Here is a 4,314-nt window from a genome sequence, read left to right as displayed (position 1 = left end):
GGGCCGGCGAAGCTGCGCTTGTTCTCCTCGTGGTCGCGGATGACGTGGCAGACGTCCTGGCACAGGAAGCACTCGATGCACTTGTGGAACTCCTGGACCCGGTCGATGTCCTGCTGCTGCATCCGGTAGGTCCCGTCGGGCTCGCGCGGCCCGGGGGCGAACGCGGGCACCCGCTTGGCCATCTCGTAGTTGAACGACACGTCGGTGACCAGGTCCCGGATGACCGGGAAGGTCCGCAGGGGCGTGATCGTGATCGGCTCGTCGCGCTCGAACACGCTGAGGCGGGTCATGCACAAGAGCCGCGGCCGGCCGTTCACCTCGGCGCTGCACGAGCCGCACTTGCCCGCCTTGCAGTTCCAGCGTACGGCCAGGTCGCCCGCCTGGGTGGCCTGGACCCGGTGGACGGCGTCGAGAACGACCTCGCCGTCCTCGGCCTGGACGCGGTAGTCGCGCAGCTCGCCGCCATTTGCGTCCCCGCGCCACAGGCGGAGCAGGACCTCGTAGGTCGCCATGTCAGGGCTTCTCCTCGAACAGTTGCTTCAGGTCGTCGGGCATCTCCTCGAGCGGTTCCCTGGTCACGGCCAGCCTGCCGTCGCGCGCGCGGACGACCACCTTGACCTTGCCGAGCTCGGGGTCGGGCTTGGGGTAGTCGTCGCGGGTGTGGGCGCCCCGGCTCTCCTTGCGGTCGAGGGCCGCCAGCGTCACGCACTCGGAGACGACCAGCAGCGAGGCGAGGTCGAGGGCGAGATGCCAGCCGGGGTTGTACTGCCGGTGGCCCTCGACCCGGACCTGGGCTGCCCGCTCCTTCAGCACCCCGATCCGCTCGAGGGCGCTCTTCAGCTCGCCCTCGGTCCGGATGATCCCGACCAGTTCCTGCATGCAGTCCTGCAGCTCCTGCTGGAGGGTGTAGGGGTTCTCGCCTTCGGCCCGCTCGAAGGGGGCCAGGGCCTCCTGGGCGGTCGCCTCCACCTGGTCGGGGTCGATCCTGGGCCTGGCCGGCAGCCCCCTGGCGTGCTCGGCGGCGTAGCGGCCGGCCCGCAGGCCGAAAACCAGCAGGTCGGACAGGGAGTTGCCGCCGAGCCGGTTGGCGCCGTGCATGCCGCCGGCCGCCTCGCCGGCGGCGAACAGCCCGGGCACGGTGGCGGCCTGGGTCTCAGGGTCGACACGCACGCCGCCCATCATGTAGTGGCAGGTCGGCCCGACCTCCATCGGGTCCTTGGTGATGTCCACGTCCGCCAGCTGCTTGAACTGGTGGTACATGGACGGGAGCCGGCGCTTGATCACCTCGGGGTCGCGCCGCGAGGCGATGTCGAGGAACACCCCGCCGTGCGGGCTGCCCCGCCCCTCCTTCACCTCGGTGTTGATGGCCCGGGCGACCTCGTCGCGGGGCAGCAGGTCGGGCGTGCGCCGGCCGCTGGAGTGGTCGTCGTACCAGCGGTCCGCCTCATCCTCGGTCTCGGCGGTCTCAGCCCGGAACATCTCCGGGATGTAGTCGAACATGAAGCGCCGGCCCTCGGAGTTCCGCAGCACCCCGCCGTCGCCGCGCACCCCCTCGGTGACCAGGATGCCGCGCACCGACGGCGGCCACACCATCCCGGTCGGGTGGAACTGGACGAACTCCATGTCGACCAGGTCGGCGCCGGCCCGTAGCGCGAGCGCGTGGCCGTCGCCGGTGTACTCCCACGAGTTCGAGGTCACCTTCCAGGCCTTGCCGATCCCGCCGGTGGCGAGCACGACCGCCTTGGCCCGGAAGACGGCCAGCCGGCCCGACTCGCGCCAGTAGCCCAGGGCGCCCGCGATCCGCCCGGCGTCGGTCAGCAGGCGCATGACCGTGCACTCCATGAACACGTCGATGCCGCTGGCGACCGCGCGGTGCTGCAGCGTCCGGATCATCTCCAGCCCGGTCCGGTCGCCCACGTGGGCCAGGCGCGCGTAGCGGTGCCCGCCGAAGTCCCGCTGCAGGATGCGGCCGTCGGCGGTACGGTCGAACAGCGCCCCCCAGTCCTCCAGCTCGAACACCCGGGCCGGGGCCTCCTGGGCGTGGAGCTGGGCCATGCGCCAGCTGTTCAGCATCTTCCCGCCGCGCATGGTGTCGCGGAAGTGCACCCGCCAGTTGTCCTCCTGGTAGACGTTGCCCATGGCGGCGGCGATCCCGCCCTCGGCCATGACCGTGTGCGCCTTGCCGAGCAGGGACTTGCAGATCAGGGCGGTCCGGGCGCCCTGGTCGGATGCTTCGATGGCGGCGCGCAGGCCGGCGCCGCCGGCACCGATGACGACGACGTCGAACTCGTGGGTCTCGTGCTCTGCCATGATCAGAAGAACCTCAGGTCACGAATGGCGCCGGTGGCGACCAGCCACACGTACAGGTCGGTCAGGGCGACGACGAACAGGCTCACCCATGCGTACAGCATATGGCGGGCGTTCAGGGCCGAGACCTTCCGCCACAGCCAGAACCGCACCGGGGCCTTGGAGAACACGTTGACGTGGCCGCCGCACAGGTGCCGGCAGGAGTGGCACGAGAGCGTGTACAGCCACAGCAGCGCGGCGTTGGCCAAGAGCACCAGCGTACCGACGCCCATGCCGAAGCCGTCCGGGAAGCTGAACGCCCGCAGCGCGTCGAAGGTCAGGATCAGCGGAAAGGGCAAGGCCAAGTAGAAGAAGTAGCGGTGGACGTTCTGGAGAATCAGGGGGAAGCGGGTCTCGCCGGTGTAGCGGGCGCGGGCGTCGGGCACCGCGCACGCTGGCGGTGCCCACCAGAACGAGCGGTAGTAGGCCTTCCGGTAGTAGTAGCAGGTCAAGCGGAAGGCGAGTGGGAACGGCAGGACGAGCAGGGCCGGTGAGAGCTTCCACCAGTCGCCCACGAGCTGCCAGGTCGCGTGCTCGCAGTTGGCGGCCAGGCAGGGCGAGTAGAACGGGGAGAGATAGGGGTCGGCGTAGTAGTCGCGGCCGATGAAGGCGACCCAGGTCCCGTAGACGACGAAGCCGGCCAGGACCACCACGGTGACCAGCGGCGGAAGCCACCAGGCGTCCCTTCGCAGGATCCCTTTGCCAAGCCCCGCCCGGGATTGCATGTCGGTTGTGGTGCTGGTCGCCATCGGTTGCATCCTCCTACCATCCCGCGGTTCTCTGTCGATGTGGGGGGAGCTCGCTCCCCCCACGGCCCCCCAAGAGCGCCTGTGCCGTGGTCAGGTGGATCCCGAAGGGCGCCGGTGCCGTGGTCACCATTTGGGGGGTCAGACCGTTGTGGTGCTTGGGCCGGTGACGTGGGTCACCGGCAGCTTGAAACCCCGCCGGATGCGGGTCGGAAGGTCCATCGCCAGCCAGCGGGAGCTCCGGCCGGGCAGGGTGGACAAGATGATCGCATCGAACTCCCACCGGTGGAGCACGACACGGATCGCCTCGACCGGGTCGGACACGCCAACCTCGCCGCTGGCGTCCGCGCCCAGCTCGCGCAGGCGGGCCAACTCGTGCCTGAGGCGCTCGCGGGCGAGCTTGCGGCCGAGGTCCTCCCCTGACTCGGCGTGGGTGGCCTCCTCGAGCTCGTCCTCGAGGAGGTGGCGGGCCTGCTCGCGGTCGAGCCCTTCGGCACCGGCCATGACCCCCGGCTTGGCCGTCTCAGCCACGCCGGCCAGGTAGCCCGCGTCGAGGTCGCTGGCCGCGGTGGCGGGGACGAGCACGTGAAAGTGGCAAGGTCCGGTAGCCATGTGGTCGCGGATCGCGTTCTGGAGCTCATCACCGCCGAGGGTCTGGTTCGCCACCACGAGATAACGAAGCACGGGCACCACCTCTCAGGACGCGCGTCCTTAGGCATTGACGCGCCAACTGGAGCATAGATCGCCCGCCTTCACGGCGGAAACCGCCCCACAGGGCCCGGGCCGCACGGTGCGCAGCTACCACGTCGACTTCGGCAGGCTGGACTACCTGAGCCGCGCCGCCCTTTGGTTGCTCAGCCCTCTTCCTGGGGATACCGGCTACACGCGCGCACCGGCGCGGAAACGACAAGGAGGCACATCATGACGCGCAGCAGGGGCCGCTACCGGCGGGGCCACAGCCGGGCCCGCTCCCGCTACCGCCGCCGCCGCCCGCAGGAGAACGTGCTGCTCTGGATCGTGATCGCCGGCGGCTTGTTCCTGCTGCTGCTGCTGCTGATCGTGATGAAGCCCTAGCGGTCCGTCTCCGAGGTGTCTAGACGCCTCCAGGCCACCGTCCTCCTGCTCAGGCCCTGTGGAACGGCAAATGATCATGGAGACGGACCACCCGTGGAGACGGACCACCTGTGACGACCCTGGCAAGGCCTGCCCGGCCGGCGCCAGG

Annotated in this window: 5 protein-coding genes; 1 reads left to right on the top strand and 4 read right to left on the bottom strand. The window is 70.1% G+C overall.

The annotated features are described in order from the left end of the window. From VG276_18625 to VG276_18610, 4 genes are all read right to left on the bottom strand, one after another. Nucleotides 1-512: succinate dehydrogenase/fumarate reductase iron-sulfur subunit (locus tag VG276_18625; protein ID HEV8651349.1), on the bottom strand; the 512-nt coding region annotated here is incomplete at its 3' end. A gap of 1 nt (nt 513) precedes the next feature. Further along, complete coding sequence (locus tag VG276_18620; protein ID HEV8651348.1) at nt 514-2,310, bottom strand: fumarate reductase/succinate dehydrogenase flavoprotein subunit; 1,797 nt, start codon at nt 2,308-2,310, stop codon at nt 514-516. 2 nt (nt 2,311-2,312) lie between these two features. Beyond that, complete coding sequence (locus VG276_18615; protein HEV8651347.1) at nt 2,313-3,095, bottom strand: hypothetical protein; 783 nt, start codon at nt 3,093-3,095, stop codon at nt 2,313-2,315. Nucleotides 3,096-3,233: 138 nt separating this feature from the next. After that, nucleotides 3,234-3,776: a hypothetical protein gene (locus tag VG276_18610; GenBank protein HEV8651346.1), complete on the bottom strand. Its 543-nt coding sequence runs from the start codon at nt 3,774-3,776 to the stop codon at nt 3,234-3,236. A 237-nt stretch (nt 3,777-4,013) separates the two neighbouring features. Here VG276_18610 and VG276_18605 point away from each other — a divergent pair, with 237 nt between their 5' ends. Continuing rightward, entirely contained in the window at nt 4,014-4,166 is a 153-nt protein-coding gene (locus VG276_18605) for a hypothetical protein (GenBank protein HEV8651345.1), read from the top strand. Nucleotides 4,167-4,314: the final 148 nt, after the last annotated feature.

The organism is Actinomycetes bacterium, assembly GCA_036000965.1.
In the GTDB taxonomy this organism is placed as follows: Bacteria; Actinomycetota; CALGFH01; order CALGFH01; family CALGFH01; genus DASYUT01.
Note: the sequence above shows the minus strand (reverse complement) of the source record. Positions and strands in the feature narration are given on the sequence as shown.